At 38.2% G+C, this 15,766-nt stretch carries 13 protein-coding genes and 4 pseudogenes; 13 read left to right on the forward strand and 4 right to left on the reverse strand.

Annotation, left to right across the window (positions count from 1 at the left end; genetic code table 11):
* Positions 1 to 322 precede the first annotated feature (322 nt).
* Positions 323 to 496, reverse strand: a complete 174-nt coding sequence (locus Q8G36_RS22040; protein WP_305161407.1) for an aspartyl-phosphate phosphatase Spo0E family protein — start codon at positions 494 to 496, stop codon at positions 323 to 325.
* A 246-nt stretch (positions 497 to 742) separates the two neighbouring features.
* Between Q8G36_RS22040 and Q8G36_RS22045 the strand changes: the two genes are divergently transcribed.
* The 9 genes and pseudogenes from Q8G36_RS22045 (at position 743) to Q8G36_RS22085 (ending at position 9,322) form a co-directional block, all read left to right on the forward strand.
* Positions 743 to 1,450, forward strand: coding sequence for a cytochrome c biogenesis protein CcdA (locus Q8G36_RS22045; RefSeq protein WP_305161406.1), 708 nt, complete (start codon positions 743 to 745; stop codon positions 1,448 to 1,450).
* Positions 1,451 to 1,562: 112 nt separating this feature from the next.
* A pseudogene (locus tag Q8G36_RS22050) lies at positions 1,563 to 1,849 on the forward strand (response regulator).
* 114 nt (positions 1,850 to 1,963) lie between these two features.
* A complete protein-coding gene (locus Q8G36_RS22055) occupies positions 1,964 to 2,440 on the forward strand; it encodes a CcdC family protein (RefSeq protein WP_305161405.1) in 477 nt (158 codons plus the stop codon).
* A gap of 184 nt (positions 2,441 to 2,624) precedes the next feature.
* Positions 2,625 to 3,680, forward strand: coding sequence for a YeeE/YedE family protein (locus Q8G36_RS22060; RefSeq protein WP_305161404.1), 1,056 nt, complete (start codon positions 2,625 to 2,627; stop codon positions 3,678 to 3,680).
* A 41-nt stretch (positions 3,681 to 3,721) separates the two neighbouring features.
* Entirely contained in the window at positions 3,722 to 3,949 is a 228-nt protein-coding gene (locus Q8G36_RS22065) for a sulfurtransferase TusA family protein (protein ID WP_048685981.1), read from the forward strand.
* Between the two features lie 122 nt (positions 3,950 to 4,071).
* Positions 4,072 to 4,377, forward strand: coding sequence for a DUF3219 family protein (locus tag Q8G36_RS22070; RefSeq protein ID WP_305161403.1), 306 nt, complete (start codon positions 4,072 to 4,074; stop codon positions 4,375 to 4,377).
* 80 nt (positions 4,378 to 4,457) lie between these two features.
* Positions 4,458 to 4,886, forward strand: coding sequence for a DUF2621 domain-containing protein (locus tag Q8G36_RS22075; protein WP_034312903.1), 429 nt, complete (start codon positions 4,458 to 4,460; stop codon positions 4,884 to 4,886).
* Positions 4,887 to 5,048: 162 nt separating this feature from the next.
* Positions 5,049 to 6,194, forward strand: coding sequence for an exonuclease SbcCD subunit D (locus Q8G36_RS22080; protein ID WP_305161402.1), 1,146 nt, complete (start codon positions 5,049 to 5,051; stop codon positions 6,192 to 6,194).
* Positions 6,191 to 9,322 carry an SbcC/MukB-like Walker B domain-containing protein gene (locus Q8G36_RS22085; protein WP_305161401.1) on the forward strand — a complete coding sequence of 1,044 codons (3,132 nt, stop codon included), beginning with the start codon at positions 6,191 to 6,193 and terminating at the stop codon, positions 9,320 to 9,322. The genes Q8G36_RS22080 and Q8G36_RS22085 overlap by 4 nt, the downstream gene beginning before the upstream one ends.
* 67 nt (positions 9,323 to 9,389) lie before the next feature.
* Here the strand turns inward: Q8G36_RS22085 and Q8G36_RS22090 are convergent, their stop codons facing one another.
* On the reverse strand, positions 9,390 to 9,797 hold the full coding sequence (locus Q8G36_RS22090; protein ID WP_305161400.1) for an Hsp20/alpha crystallin family protein: 408 nt from the start codon (positions 9,795 to 9,797) through the stop codon (positions 9,390 to 9,392).
* 292 nt (positions 9,798 to 10,089) lie between these two features.
* On the opposite strand from Q8G36_RS22090, the pseudogene Q8G36_RS22095 reads away from it, so the two are divergent.
* Together Q8G36_RS22095 and Q8G36_RS22100 are read left to right on the forward strand one after the other, a co-directional pair.
* A pseudogene (locus tag Q8G36_RS22095) lies at positions 10,090 to 10,263 on the forward strand (SDR family oxidoreductase); the annotation flags it as partial.
* Between the two features lie 329 nt (positions 10,264 to 10,592).
* Positions 10,593 to 11,918, forward strand: a complete 1,326-nt coding sequence (locus Q8G36_RS22100; RefSeq protein WP_305161399.1) for an FAD-dependent oxidoreductase — start codon at positions 10,593 to 10,595, stop codon at positions 11,916 to 11,918.
* A 309-nt stretch (positions 11,919 to 12,227) separates the two neighbouring features.
* Here the strand turns inward: Q8G36_RS22100 and Q8G36_RS22105 are convergent.
* A pseudogene (locus Q8G36_RS22105) lies at positions 12,228 to 12,681 on the reverse strand (chromate transporter); the annotation flags it as partial.
* A gap of 289 nt (positions 12,682 to 12,970) precedes the next feature.
* Between Q8G36_RS22105 and Q8G36_RS22110 the strand changes: the two are divergent.
* Positions 12,971 to 13,304, forward strand: a pseudogene (locus Q8G36_RS22110) (IS3 family transposase); the annotation flags it as partial.
* Positions 13,305 to 13,706: 402 nt separating this feature from the next.
* Here Q8G36_RS22110 and Q8G36_RS22115 read toward each other — a convergent pair.
* Positions 13,707 to 14,480, reverse strand: coding sequence for a DeoR/GlpR family DNA-binding transcription regulator (locus Q8G36_RS22115; RefSeq protein ID WP_305161398.1), 774 nt, complete (start codon positions 14,478 to 14,480; stop codon positions 13,707 to 13,709).
* Positions 14,481 to 14,748: 268 nt separating this feature from the next.
* Here Q8G36_RS22115 and Q8G36_RS22120 point away from each other — a divergent pair, with 268 nt between their 5' ends.
* On the forward strand, positions 14,749 to 15,735 hold the full coding sequence (locus Q8G36_RS22120) for an ABC transporter substrate-binding protein (protein ID WP_305161397.1): 987 nt from the start codon (positions 14,749 to 14,751) through the stop codon (positions 15,733 to 15,735).
* Positions 15,736 to 15,766: the final 31 nt, after the last annotated feature.

Consider the following 15,766-nt stretch of genomic DNA (forward strand, 5'->3'; position numbering starts at 1 on the left):
ACATACACTCCAGGTGCCACTGAGTAGGTAGTCTTATGATCTCTGTTCCGGACGGTTCTTCCATCTTAGCTGGATCTACCATTGTTCTAGTTGTGACAAACTGTGCATCGACTTCCGATGTTGATATTGTAACCTGATTCATATGCCTCATGATAAATGTAAAAACAGGAAAACAGGCAGCGCACAAAACGCTTGCCTGTTTTTTTATATAGCAAAGGTCATGCCTAAGTATTCAAATTGAGAAAGTATGTAAAAAGGGGAGATTGACAGCAAATTTAATCATATAATAACATATGTGGTTATCAATGGGAGATGAACTGAGTTAAAAATCTGTTCCGGTTTTATAAAAAAGTTCATTATATTTATTTAATAATTGATCAAGTTGCTGGCTATATTCAACGGCAACATGCGAGTTTAAACCATCTTTAGCGACAATTTTGATAAGTTCATTTCTCTTTAATTCAATCTGTTCGAGAAATTCATTCTTTTCAGCCATTATATTTCCTTTCTGGCCCCAACATTTATTCAAGGTACCCTTAATTTATATGTTTGTTGTAAAATCTGTATGAATATAACAATTATATCGGCTTGGATTAATGAATTCAAATAAGTTAACTTAATCCGTCGCCCCATCCAGTTATAAGTAATTGGTTGTCATGAAATATTCACAGTTCCATAAATGTATTTTTTTATCTTATTTGTTACAATGTTTATAGGTTGACATACATAGGAGTGAGCTCATTTGAATGATATTAATATGTTTTTAGCTTTTGGGGCGGGCTTTCTGAGTTTTATTTCGCCATGCTGCTTACCGCTATATCCGGCCTTTTTATCTTATATCACTGGTATGAGTGTTGGTGAAATCAAATCCGAGAACGCCATGCTCCAAAGAAGAAGCATGCTGCATACTTTATTCTTCCTTCTTGGGTTTTCTCTGGTTTTTGTTGCAATAGGTTTTAGCACAACATACCTAGGTTCTTTTTTCTCGGATTACAAAGAATTAATTCGTCAGATTGGCGCCATCCTGATTATCATTTTTGGTTTATTCATTGTAGGAATCTTTCAGCCGAAATCTTTGATGAAAGACAGTCGTTTTGAATTTAAGAACCGACCTGGCGGATATATAGGTTCCATTCTTATCGGACTTGCCTTTGCCGCTGGATGGACCCCTTGTGCAGGTCCGCTATTAGGTGCTGTCATTTCACTGGGTGCAACAAATCCTAGTGCTGCCATGAGCTATATGACTGCCTATATTTTAGGATTTGCCATACCGTTTTTCATATTATCCTTCTTTGTCGGAAAATTGAAATGGATCAAAAAGTACAGCCAATACATCATGAAGATTGGCGGATATTTAATGATAGGAATGGGTGTGATTTTGTTTTTTAATTGGATGACCAAAATAATTGCAGTCCTGTCTAGACTATTCGGTGGCTTTACGGGGTTTTAGTCCATAATAAGTTATTTTTTCAATAATATTCTATTTGAATATGGTGTGTCATTTCTTTCTTTTTTCATTACATTTCTTATGCATGCTGTTGTTTGAATGAGGAGGAACGGCTATGGACCGAATATTAATCGTTGGTGATGCTAAGTATATGGGAATGACACTTTCAATTTGAATCCTGACCTGGTAACGATGGATATTACCATGTCGCCAATCACGAGAGGGCTGGATGCCGTTAAAGAAATTAAGAAGGAATTTCAGGCTGCAAAGGTTATAATCTGCTCTGCCATGGGTCAGCAAAAAATGGGTATCGAGGCTATAGAAGCCGGGGCGCAAGATTTTATCGTCAAGCCTTTTGACGAGGGCAGGGTATTGGATGACATCAAAAGGGCGCGTAATTAATAAGACTCTCCTTGTTTATCTCAAATAGGTAATATATACTTTGTTTATAAATCGAAGTCATATATAATTTTTATTGGTACTTACCTATTTTTAGTTTAAAGGGATGGTTTAGAGATGATATATATATCAACAGGTATAGCGATTGTGATGGCTATAGGTGTTTTCATATTACGGATGAAGGAAACGAAAAAACCAGTGAATGAAAAGAAAATCATCTTACCGCCGCTGTTTATGAGTACGGGTGCTTTGATGTTTATTTTCCCAATGTTCAGGGTGACTCGATACGAATTGTTGGAAGCTCTTGTTGCAGGGATGTTATTTTCCATCTTATTGATTAAAACATCTAAATTTGAAGTTAGAGATGAAAAAATTTATATTCTGCGCTCTAAAGCATTCATATTCATACTGATTGGTCTCATGGTGATTCGACTGGTGGCAAAACTGATGCTGGGAAGCACGATTGAAATCGGTGTATTGAGCGGTATGTTTTTCTTACTTGCTTTTGCGATGATCGTTCCGTGGAGAATTGCCATGCTTTACCAATATAAGAAAGTTAAAGCAGCCAGTTTCGGCGGAAGTAGCATGGTGTGATACATGTACTGTAGAATTTAATCAAAGGGACAAACAAAAACCTGAGTCGATATTCATGATGACTCAGGTTTTTCATTTGCCTGGGAATTTTGCGGGTAAAAAAATCAACCCTAAAACCTAGTAATTTTATCCGGATTATATTATATTAGTATTATTATTATTTTACTTAAGGAGGAAACGGTTTATGTTACAAATGATTATGTTCGGGATTATTTGTGGTTTACTGCTGGGATTTGTGCTTCAAAGAGGCCGTTTCTGTGTTGTTGGTGCATATCGTGATTTGATTTTAGCTAAAGATGGACGGATGTTCTTAGCTACATTTATTGTTATAGCGATACAAAGTATTGGGGTTTATGCTTTGAAGGATACAGGGGTCATTCAGTTTGGAAATGATGGTTTTCCATGGCTGGGAACAATCGTGGGTGGCTTTATTTTTGGTATAGGTATGGTTCTGGCAGGAGGTTGTGCCACTGGGACTTGGTATCGTGCCGGAGAGGGCATGATCGGAAGTTGGGTTGCCCTTTTTGGATATATGCTAGGGGCAGCTATGACGAAATATGGTGTATGGAAAGTGGCTGGAGATAATCTGTTATCTTATCGCACAAGTGATACGTATATTCATGAAACATTAAATGTTTCGCCATGGGTGCTTGTGATTATTGTGACACTTTTGGTAGGCCTATTGGTGATTCGTGAATGGAGAAAACCGAAACTTCCAATCTTTAAAATGAAACCGAAAAAAACGGGATTGGCCCACATTTTATTCGAGAAACGGTGGCATCCCTTTGTTACAGCATTATTGGTGGGCCTTATTGCAATCATGGCATGGCCGCTAAGTGCAATGACAGGCAGAATGTTCGGACTTGGAATCACAGCGCCTTCCGCGAACATTCTAACTTTCCTTATAACAGGAGATGATGCGTTAATCGATTGGGGTACGTTTTTAGTATTGGGTATTTTCCTCGGTGCTTTCATTGCTGCCAAAGGGAGCGGGGAATTCCGTTGGCGTTTGCCTGATATGAAAACGTTACGTAATAATGCAATTGGCGGTGTAACCATGGGCTTCGGTGCAAGTGTTGCCGGGGGATGCACAATCGGAAATGGTCTGGTGAACTCGGCTCTATTTGCATGGCAGGGTTGGATCGCGATTGTCTTTTTCCTGCTGGGTACATGGGCAGCCACTTATTTCACGATTATCCGTAAGCAAAAGCAGACAGCGGCTGCATCCAAAGCGGCCTAAGATACGGGTCAAAAATTTATTAATCAAGGAGTGGAATAAAAATGGCAAAAGTATTGGAAACGACTGGAATGGTATGTCCATTCCCTTTAGTGGAAGCAAAAGAAGCGATAGTGGACATGGCAAAAGGAGAGGAATTGATCATTAATTTCGATTGCACACAAGCAACGGAGAGCATTCCGCGTTGGGCTGCTACCGAAGGTCATGAAATCACAGAGTTTGAGCAAATCGATGACGCTAAATGGCGTATAATCGTGAAAAAGGGAAAGTAAATTGATTTGAAGAAAACGTGCTCCTGTGCACGTTTTTTTTATTTTTTCAAGGTTGAATAATTGGCGCTGAAAGTTTCTAGTGATAACATGTCTTTAACCACTTTATTAAGGAGATGTTGATAATGGTAGACGAGGTCATTTTAAACGATGTTCCACTGCATGTTACTGATTTTCTTTGTGAAACTGTAAAGGATTCTGAAGGTAAGGAAATCAGAAAAGTCAGTTTCAATTTCAAGGTTACACATAGTGAATATCATGATATTACAACACTGCTTTATCAAATGGTATTTGATTTAAAGATTCCACAGTCAAACGAGGAGTTTCGTGCAGAGATCTTTAACTATGCCACTTCGGTCACGAATCTATATGAAGAAAATGCGGTGGGGGATTTTTCGCTCGTCTTGCTGGAAGTGAACGGTCAGGAATGATTACATTGCCAGTCTTGTAAAGATATGGGTTACTGTCTATAATAATAGTGACGATCATTCTATACATATGAGGTGGTACTTTGCTTAGTGGATGGTTTTTATGGTTTATTCTATTTTGGGTAGCCCTTTTAATTATATTGATGAGCATAGGTGGCTTTTTCATGTTTCGAAAGTTCCTGAAAAGATTTCCCAAAGAAGATGGGAAATCCGATATGGATTGGGAAGAATACTATTTGGACCAAACAAAGCACTTATGGTCAAAGCAGCAAAAGGAATTACTGGAAGATTTAGTGAGCCCTGTGCCAGAACTTTTTCGTGATGTTGCACGTCATAAAATCGCGGGAAAAATCGGAGAGTTGGCGTTAAAGGAAAAAGCGGGCGATATTACGGAAGATTTAGTGATACGCGGCTATATCATTGCCACACCAAAACGTGACCATAAATTTTTACAAAAAAAATTAGCTGAAAGAAAAGTGAATATGGGTCCATATGAACACTTATTCAGCTAATGATGAAAAAAGCAGACTCCTTGGAGTTTGCTTTTTTTTATTCTGAATCATTCAAAAGAATGGGTCAGTGTGGTAAAAATTAGAACGTTTGTACCCAAACCATGCTATTCGTTAAATTTTTGATATAATAATAGTAAGTAAAAATTAGGACGGAGTGAAACTATGAAATTTATCCATACGGCTGATTGGCATTTAGGGAAAATCGTTCACGGGGTACATATGACAGATGACCAAAGGCATGCACTCTTGCAATTCATAGAAATTGTCGAAGAGGAAAAACCGGATGCGGTTGTGATTGCCGGTGATCTATATGATCGTTCCGTTCCGCCGACTGAAGCGGTGGAGCTTCTTGATGAAATCCTTTATACGATTAATGTGAAAATGAATACACCGATCGTTGCGATATCGGGAAACCATGATTCTGCGGAAAGACTCGCATTCGGTTCATCATGGTATCGTCATAGTCAGTTATACATTCATGGGAAATTGACAAAAACATGTGAGCCGGTTCGCATCAAGGGCGTGAACTTTTATTGTGTTCCATATGCAGAACCTGGGACGGTCCGCCATCTTTTTGAAGATGATAGTATCCATTCCCATCAAGAAGCGATGAAGCGGATAACCGGAACGATTGCCGAGAATTTCAATAAGGATGAGCCGAATGTCTTCGTAGGACATGCTTTTGTATTAGGCGGAAAAACGAGCGATTCGGAAAGGGTCTTGTCGGTAGGTGGTTCTGGCTGTGTTTCATCAGACTTATTCGCTGCGTTCGATTATACGGCACTTGGGCATTTACATAGTCCAGACGCAATACGTCATCCTAAGGTGTTTTACTCTGGATCACTATTAAAATATTCCTTTTCTGAGGCCAAGCAGAATAAATCTCTTTCCATCGTCGATATGCAAGAAGATGGAAGCTTTGATATACGCTATCGTTCTTTGGCACCCAAGTTCGATTTGAGGGAAATAGCCGGAGTTATGGAAGAGTTACTCGATCCCGCTTTCTATCAATCGCAAAAAAGGGATGACTATTTAAAAATAACACTGAATGATGAGGGGGCACTCATCGATCCTATTAACCGCTTGCGCCAGATATATCCGAACGTACTACATCTAGAGCGTAAATGGGATTTGACTGACCTTAGAAGAAAAAAATCCTTCTCTTCTGTAAAAGATGAACGGAAATCAGAATTGGACCTGTTTGAAACGTTTTATCAAGAAATGACAGATCGGGACTTTGATTCCCAAAAGCAGGATTTGATGGTTTCGGTAATTGAGGCTGTTAAGAAAGAGGAGGCTTTGAAATGAGACCGGATATTTTAACGATGCAGGCATTCGGACCATATGCAGGAAGGGAAACCATTGACTTTAAATCCCTTGGAGAACGGACCATGTTTGTCATTTCTGGAAAGACAGGCGCAGGGAAAACAACGATATTTGATGGGATTAGTTTTGCAATATATGGAAAAGCCAGCGGTGAAGATCGAACCGGGCAAGATTTGCGAAGTCAGTTTGCCGATGATGATTTGTTGACGGAAGTCTCGTTACAATTTACCCTGCGTGGAAAAACGTATTTGGTGACCCGGTCGCCGCAGCAGGAACGCAAGAAAAAAGCAGGTGAAGGAACGACAACGGTTGGAGCAAAGGCTGAATTATATGAGATATTGGCCGAAGGAAAAAAATTGCTGGGAGCAAATGTACGAGAAGTTGAAGAAAAAATCAAAGTGCTCATTGGACTTGACGCTAATCAATTCCGGCAAATCCTGATGATTCCACAGAATGAATTTCGAAAACTGTTAACTTCCGACAGCAAGGATAAAGAACAGATTCTCCAGAAATTATTTCATACTGAACTTTATAAACGAATAGAAGAAAAATTAAAAGAAGAGGCTTCCAACCTAAGAAAGAAAAGTGAAAAAAGTGCTCAGCGGCGAATTGAATTAATGAAAGGCATCCAGCCTGGCAATCATGAAGAATTACAGGCACAAATACAAGGGGAAGAGCCTAATGAACAACAGGTCTTACCGTTGTTACAGGAAGTCATTTTGCAAGCCGCAGAAAAAAGTGAGTATATAAATAAACAAATACAGGAAAAACAGAAAGCTCGTGATCAAGTAAATCAAGAACTTTCAAAAGCTGCCGATTTATTGAATCGATTTTCGGAAAAAGAAAAACTGCGAAAAGAAAAGGAGGCCCTTGAAGCAAAGCTGCCAGAAATGGAACAAGTGAAAGTCCAAATAAAAATGGCACACAAAGCGGCTTCGCTTGAAAAGCAGGAACAATACTATTTGCGAATTGGCAAACAAGTACAAGATGCGAATGCCGAACTTCAAAAGTTAAGTGAGCAGACCGAGAAGTTAAGGGCTGAGCGCATTGAGAAGCAGGATTCCTATGATAAGGAAATGTTGAAGGAAAATCAAAGAGAGCAGGCAGTCCGAGCTGTTCATCAGCTTGAGCAGGTAAAAGAGGCTGTCATGACTTTTGCAAGCTTAAAAGCACAGGTTACTCTAGATGAAAAAGAGTGGCATGCCAGTAAAAAGCTTCGTGAAAAAACTGTTTCGGAACATCTGTCGATTGAAGCGGAAGCAGAGAAAGTCGCTCAAGAAAAAACAGAAGCGGAAAAAGCGGCTGTTCTTTATCGTGATCAGGAAATTGAAGCAGAAAGAAATAATCAATCGTTATTGAAAATTAAAAAGCTTCAAGAAGTTCATTATGAAATCCAGAATACGAAACGAGTTCTGGATGAAAAGAATAATCGGTTCCAAGAGTTACAAAGAATACAAATTCAGGAAAAGGGAAAACTGGAAACCCTGAACCGAAACTGGCGATCCGGCCAAGCGGGTATGCTGGCTTCCATGCTGCACTCTGGGGAAAATTGTCCTGTGTGCGGTTCACAAAGTCATCCAAAACCTGCGCAAATGCATGAGCATATGCCGACGGATTTGGAACTGAAAGATCAAGAAAACAAGCTAAAAACTGCAGAACAACAAAAAAGCCAAGCGGAAAGTGAATATTATCAAGCGAAATCCAAATATGATGCACTCGTAGAGTCTTCACAAGAAAAGCTTAGTGACTTACAAAATGACTTGCCGGAGTTTAAGTATGAAGATATTGATGAGCATTTGATACAGTTTGTACAAAAAGGAAAAGTGCTGCAAGAGCAGCTTAAAGAATTGATGCGGAAAAAGTCTTTATTAAATGATCTGGAAAGAAGGTTGCTGGAATTAAAAGAGAAAGCAACCCAGCTAAAGGAGAATCTGATCTCTTTAGAAAGAAAAGAGGACCAAGGGAAAACCAGGTATATTGAAAACTCTACAAAACTAACAGGATTAACCGATTCCCTGCCAGACGGAATACGGACAGAGGAAGAATATGATGCAGCTTATCAAATGGCTGTAAAAACACAGAGACGCTTACAATCGGCCTTGGAAGATGCACAAAAAAACCTTCAACTGGTGAAGGAAAGAGAATCGGCCATCATTGCCAAAAAAGAATCCCTAAGTGGAAATATAGAGGCTTTAAATACAGAATTGAAAGAGGAACGAGAAAAGTTAATTACGGATATGACCAATCAAGGCTTTTCCAATTATAAAGAATATACGGCAGCAAAAAAATCGGAAGCGGCTCTTGGAAATTTGGAGGACCAAGTACAGCAGTATAATCAAAATTGGCAAAGTGTTTTAAGTCTGTTTCATGATTTGGAAGTGAAATTAAAAGATGTGACCAAACCAGATCTTGAAGGATTGAAAAAGACTTTCGATTTCATAGATGGAGAATTGGAGTCGTTACGCCAAAATAAGAATGAATTACAGGCTGAAATGCGGACTAACGAAGAAATCGATGGGAAATTGGCGCAAATCAGGGAAGATCAGAAAAGTTTAGATGAAAGGTACAGTATCGTCGGTCATCTGTCTGAGATTTCCAAAGGTCAAAACTCCTTCAAAATAACTTTTGAACGGTATGTACTAGCAGCCTTTTTAGATGATATCCTAAAAGAAGCCAATTCAAGGCTACTGAAAATGACAAGCGGCAGATATCAGCTGTTGCGAAAGCTTGATCCTACACGCAGGAATATCCAGAGCGGTCTGGAGTTATCTGTGTATGACCAATATACAGGACATGAGAGGCATGTCAAAACCCTTTCGGGAGGCGAGAGCTTTAAGGCATCCCTTGCACTTGCTTTGGGTCTTGCAGATGTTGTCCAGCAGAATGCTGGCGGAATTTCACTCGAAACGATGTTCATCGATGAAGGTTTCGGTACGCTCGACCCTGAATCTCTTGATCATGCGATTGAAGCATTAATGGATATACAAAGCACCGGGAGATTGGTCGGGATAATTTCCCATGTGCCGGAATTGAAAGAAAGAATCGATGCACAGCTACAAGTCATTTCGACACAAAATGGAAGTCGAACGTCCTTTTATTTTGCTGGATAATCAAGAAAAAAGAATGGCTAAGGGGGATGTAGTTCCCTAGGCCATTCTTTTTATTTTTATGAACGAACTACTCAATGCTAATATCTTCAGCTGTTTTTCCGGGGGAAAACTTATGGATGCGAATCACCAATATCGGATTCGAGAATTCAGCGGTAATTCTTCGTGAGCAAATCGAAAAGGGGAAAGGGATCTTTCTCTGTGTGGGTAGTGTATCTTCTTTTTTTTCAAGAAATGGCTTATCAGTATCGTGAACGGTGATCGATAGCTCATTATCACATAGGCAAACTTTTATATCTTTCACATCATGATTTTCCAAAACCGCTTCCACCATATACTCATCGTCACTTTCGTATATATCAATTGAAAAAAGTTGATGATCCAACGCACAAGTTTCCGGATCTAGAAAAAAACTTTTTACCCATTCATCAAACTTTTCAACCTCATTCATTTGCGATCCATGTTGATTGTCTTGCATGTTGATACCCCCGGTTTTCCTTTGATGTATTATATGCTGGGGCATGAAGAATGGTGATTGAAAAAGTGGTTCAAAAAATATAAAAACAACCAAGGATTTTAGAAAAGTAATCAAAGCAAAGAAACGACGGGTATATGGGTATTAAAGGGAATGAAAAAGTAGAAGGAAGTTAATAAAAGTGATGACCAAATCTTTATGATTTGGTCATTTCTTTATAATCGATCATGTTGATCTATTATGCTCGTACCTTACTGCCATTAAAGTTAAAACAACTTACAAATGTCATATTTTAGATACCTTTATTAAAGAATACTTTAAAAATGATCAGCCTACGTCACTTATCCAGAGATACGCAACAGTAGAAGAAGTTGCTGATACGATCGTGTTCCTCGCATCTAAAAATGCATCTTCTATCAATGGGGTTGCTCAACGCGTAGAGGGTGGAATCATACAATCAATCTTGTAAATTGGTAAGGCAAGAAGTTTTGAGTTTCTAGGTGGAACTGATATTTGCATTTGGAGATTAATATACTGATTGAATTAAAAAATGGTTTGATTTTTCAACAACGGGTGCTTTAGCAAAATAAGAGGTCATTTTTACAGCTCTTTTGCATTTGCAAATTCGCTGGCGCTACTTTAACCGGATCTGTTGAATCAAGATCCAAGTGATAGCTAATCTTTCTACTCCTATTTTTGTTTTTTAGTTATAATAAGATCGTGCTTAAAATGGCAAAACAGTAAAAGTTTTCTGATTGCTTCAATCATGCAAATATAAAAGAAAAATGGAGGAATAAAATGCGGGAAAAGGCTGTAGTCATTGGTGGGGGGATTGCCGGTAAATTAGCTGCTAAAGCGTTGTCTCATTTTTTTCAGCAAGTTATCATCGTAGAAGCAGGTCAAGAATGTAAAGAAAAAGTTCCTAGAAAAAGAGTTCCTCAGAGTTACCACCCTCACGTTTTATTGAAAAGAGGGGAAGAAGCCATTGAGATTTTGTTTCCGGAGATATTGTCTCAATTAATAGAAGATGGCAGCATCGTCACTAATTTTACAAATGATCTGAAGTGGCACCATTTTGGTTATTGGAAACATCGGTTTTCTGGAGAGTTTACCCTGATTCAGCAAAGCCGGCCTATGCTTGAATGGCATTTACAAAGACGGGTTGAAGAAGTTCCTAATATTACTACTCGATATGAAACAAAAACAGAACAGCTGTTAGTAAACAAGCATGAAAATACCGTTCTGGGAGTCCGAGTACGTTCCTGTAAGACGGGTCTGGCAGAAGAACTGGATGCCAGTTTTGTAGTGGATGCCAGCGGTTCTGCCTCTAAGAATATAGAGTGGCTGCAAGCACTTGATGTAAAAGTGAAGGAACAAAGAGTTAAGATTCAATTGTTTTATGCAACACGCCTTTATTCTCTTAAAAAACAAGAACATCCCGAATGGCAAAACCTCCTTATATCACCGAGCTTTCCCGATAACCCTTACGGTGCCTATATTCAAACTCTTGAAGACAACCGATTCTCTGTCACGTTCAGCGGGTATGCTAATGCATATGCACCAAACACAAATGAGGAATTTGTCTCATACGCTAAAAAACTTCCTGTTCCTGACGTTCTTCGATTTCTTGAGGGAGCAGAGCCTCTTTCCGAGATTAAAATACATCGAGTTCCTTATCAAGTACGACGCCGTTTTGATCAAGCAAAAAACATTCCGGAAGGTTTCTTAATCATTGGTGATGCTCATTGCCGTTTTGATCCTCTTTTCGGACAGGGAATTTCTGTTGCTGCGGTGCAGGCTTTAGAGTTGCAATCTTCTCTTTTTCAAACGAAGAGGGCTGACAAGGGATTTGGTCAAAGATTTCATAAGAGGATTTCTAAGATTATTGACGTTCCTTGGGAAATGGCGACAACAGAGGTTCTTCGTCATCCCGAAATTAAAGGGGAGCGAACCTTTGTTCAGCCATACAAGCAGTGGTACTGCAAAAGGGTATATGAACTTTCAGCTTCTGATCCTGAAATATATAGTCGATTAGTCAGAGTAATGAATCTTATCCGAAGCCCTCTCCATCTGTTTCATCCTAAAGTACTATTCGCGATTCTTACTAATCAGCGGCATGAATGATTCTCCTGTTGTAAAGGAAAAAACAATTATGGATCTCTGAATACTAAATAACGAAAATATGAGAAAAAAGACTCGCGATTCGTTTGTGAATCTTTTTCTAATGAAAAAGACACTTTTAAAGAATCTTGTTAATTTTCTTGTTAACAAACGGGGCGTTAGTTGAAGATTAGAACTGTTTTTAAGGCAGCCTTTTCTTTATGCAACGATCGGGGCAGGTTTATTCATTAAGAACTACCTGTTTTTTTATGATGATTACCATTATTAGGTATTGTGAATTATAGTCATTTTAAGAGCTGTAAAATATGGATATTAACAAAGAAGTTGACACATTGATCCTTTCGTATAACAGATAGCAGCAAAAGTAAAGTCTATAGGAGCTAAGATGGAGCCGCAAATGGGGCCGCAGTCAAGATGCCTACAACTGCTGCATTTACTCCCATTAATGCCCTTTTACTTTAGAATTACGGCGTAATATGTCCCAAAACGGCAATGTCCCTAAAATAAAAGAAAGGCAGGTAAGAACATAGCAATCGTTGTTAATAAGACACCTTGCATCCATTTTTCACGGCACTATATACGCTGCAAACGTAAATAATGGTCCTGGTACAGCTTGTGTAGCACCATATCCAACAAGAAATGCCTCTTTATCAAGCCTACCAGTAGGGACAAATTCACGTTCGAGCAATGGCAAGATTACGTATCCTCCACCAAACACTGAAGAACCAGATCGATAAAAGCTATCAAACAGAGCAATCCAATTTGAACCTTACCTTACTTAATTTTGTACCAAGAACTGCTATTAGTAATGATCGTAACGATTTGGTTACCTATGATTAAATAATTCCATCCTTCGCTGGGGATGTTTCACCATTAGATCCGGTGAATTTATGGCCAATTGATTTAAAAGCCCTGGAAAATCTCCAGGGTTATTTTTATGCATTGCTATGGGAGATTCCAAGCGAATTAACTTTAATTTTATGGATAACCCTTCACGACTGGTTATTTTTGAAACATTCGGAACGAAAGATGTTCTAATTGTTAAGAACGCTTCAATTCTTTCAGAATTGAGGAGCATTTGGTTGGATTTAAAAAGGGTGCCCATTTTCCACTCTGACCAAGGATTACAATATACGACGAAATCATGCGAATAGCAGGTAAAAGAACCCGGTATTCAAGGAAGACACTCTCGTCGTGGCAATTCTAATGATAAAGCAGGTTTTCTTCTCGCATTTAAAAACAGAGAAGTTATATTTGGTACGCCCAAAAACAGCAGAGCAAGCTTTTATAGCTATTCAGGAGTATATAGACTTCTACAATACTAACCGCTTCCAAGAAAGATTTAACGGCCTTTCCCCGATTGAATACCAAGAAAAGGCCGCAGCTTGAACTACTCTTTTTTTATTGTCTACTTGACAGGGTTATGTACAGACGCTTTCTTTCTTATTTTTTTACAAACCATTCTACCGATAGGAAGATATTAAATCCCTTTATCAATAATGAATTGAGAATTCTGTAATTCACTTAATCCTTGTCTTTAATTCCTCTTTTGAGTAACTTTTTAAACACTCCAGCTGCAGGTAAAACGTAGGTAGCACAAATTGTGCAAGCTCTTTTCCTTTCGGATACAAATATTTAGAAAATGATTATTTTCTTTTGTGAAAATCCTTTTTCTAAATTTATGCCGTTATGATCAATGACTCGATATAAAAATGAATTTTATCCAGTCACTGTCTAAGGGTCAATCGTCAGTTACTTCTTAGATTAAGGAGTGTTTTTCTGTTAAATGCTTCAAGGTGGAGTCTGAACAGATATAACCTCAACCCCAAGGTCTTCCAATGATTTTTTAAAGGAAGGGTGGAGTCGATCATCCACAATAAATTTGTCAATTTCCTGCAAGTCTGCAACCTTTGCAAAAGAAACCTTTCCCATTTTGCTAGAGTCGCTTAATAGGATAACTTGCTGTGCATTCTGGATCATCAATTTTTTTATCCTAGCTTCCATTAAATTTGGTGTTGTCAAACCTTCAGTTAAATGAACACCATTTATCGCCACAAAAGCTTTGTCCACACGGATCATTTCCAAGTTTTGTTCAGCAAACGATCCTACCGATGCAAGCGTTTCATTTCGCAGGCTTCCGCCTAAAAACAAAATTTCTATACCTGCAGTGGGTTTGAAATTTCTCATAATCAGTATGGAATTGGTGACTATTGTTAACTGGGAAAACTGTTGAAGATCTTCGAGGATTGGCAGAGTAGTTGTTCCAGCATCTAAAAGAATTGTATCTCCATCGTCTATAAATTCGACAGCTTTTTTTGCGATGGCTTTTTTTTCTTGTACAAATTCAACTTCTTTATCCATAATCTTTGGTTCAAAATTAACGGCTTGTAAAGAAACAGCTCCCCCATGAGTTCTTTGAATCTGGTTAGTTGTTTGAAGTTCTTTCAAATCTCTTCGAATCGTTGATTGCGATACTTTTAGATAATCACTTAAATCTTGGACTGAGGCTCTAGAATAGTTAGTTATAAAATCAATAATTTTTAATTTTCTCTCTTCACTGTACAAAAAAATCTACCTCCATCACAGTGTACATCGTAATTGTACACGATTATGCAGAGTAATACATTATTTTTAAAAGAATTCTAAATCTTTAGAAAACATTGACAATTATTTAATATTCTCATAAGATTGTCATATATAATCATAGTTGGTCAAAAAAAATCATAAATGATCAATTATGAAAGCGATTCCAAATATATGGTGGGGAGATGATACATGTTTTAACTAAGAATTTAACTCAATACAGGCAAAATTTAAAAAACGGGAGGATTTTATGAAAACTTATCTAAAATCGTCATTTATTTTGATTATCATGATGTTTCTGGTTGTTTTGACTGCCTGCAGCGTAATTGATACAGGATCGGAATCACAATCAAACAGTTCGAGAAGTGTTGAAAAAAATAAAAGTGACCAAAAATTAAAAATAGGGTTAACACTAGGAACGCTCTCTAATCCTTTCTTTGTTTCTATGTCAAAAGGAGCGAAGGAAGCGACAAAAGAAATGGGGGCTGAGTTAATTACGGTGAGTGCAGACTATGATTTGGCGAAGCAAACTTCTCAAATTGAAGATTTCATTACCAAAGAAGTTGATTTAATTCTTTTAAATGCAGTCGATTCAAAAGGAATTGCTGCGGCAGTACAACAAGCCAAATCAGCGGGTATCCCGGTTATTGCAATTGATGTAGCTGCAGAAGGCGGAGTGGACAGTGTTGTTACATCTGACAATTACCAAGCAGGCAAAATTGCAGGTGAGTATATGATCAAACAATTAAAAGGGAAAGGAAATATAGCAATAATTGAAGGACCACCGGTATCTGCAGTTACTGATCGTATTAATGGTTTTGAAGAAGCGATTAAGAAATCAGAGATTAAGGTGATTGCTAAACAAAATGGAGAAGGAAATAGAGAAAAAGCGTTATCTGCAACAGAAAATATCTTGCAAGCACATTCGAAAGGATCTATTGATGCAATTTTTGCTATTAATGATCCTGAAGCACTTGGAGTAAAGATTGCTCAAGAACAAGCAGAACGTGAGAAGGAATTTTTTATAGTGGGTGTAGATGGTGCTCCAGAAGCAGTCGAAGCTTTAAAAGAGAAAAAAAGTTTTACAGCTACTTCTGCACAGCATCCAGATGAGATGATGAAAAAAGCATTGGAAATTGGGAAAGATGTGTTGGATGGAAAGAAAGTCGACAAGTTAGTCAAAGTTCCTGTTGAATTAGTTACTCAGGAGAATGTGAACAACTATAAAGGTTGGTAATGAGATGCTGAATAAGATCTTCCTTAGAAGG

The organism is Peribacillus frigoritolerans (genome assembly GCF_030676415.1).
GTDB lineage: Bacteria > Bacillota > Bacilli > Bacillales > DSM-1321 > Peribacillus > Peribacillus frigoritolerans_A.